A 243-nucleotide genomic window follows, 5' to 3' on the forward strand; every position below is an offset into this window, starting at 1 on the left:
ACGGGCGCTCCGGCTCTTCCTCGGCGTTGAGGTGGTAGAGGTTGCCGAAGAACTCGTCGAAGCCGTGATTGGTCGGCAGGTATTCGTCGCGGTCGCCCAGGTGGTTCTTGCCGAACTGGCCGGTGGCGTAGCCTTGCCCCTTGAGCGCCTGGGCCAGCGTGATGTCGCGGGCCTGCAGGCCCACCGGCGAACCGGGGATGCCGACCTTGGTCAGGCCGGTGCGCAGCGAAGCCTGGCCGGTGA

1 protein-coding gene is annotated in these 243 nt (G+C 68.3%); it reads right to left on the minus strand.

What is annotated here, in order from left to right; genetic code table 11:
- Positions 1-243: sulfatase-like hydrolase/transferase (locus tag J5M67_RS29300; protein WP_207888765.1), on the minus strand; the 243-nt coding region annotated here is incomplete at both ends.

This window comes from Pseudomonas sp. 30_B (assembly GCF_017491605.1).
Lineage (GTDB): Bacteria > Pseudomonadota > Gammaproteobacteria > Pseudomonadales > Pseudomonadaceae > Pseudomonas.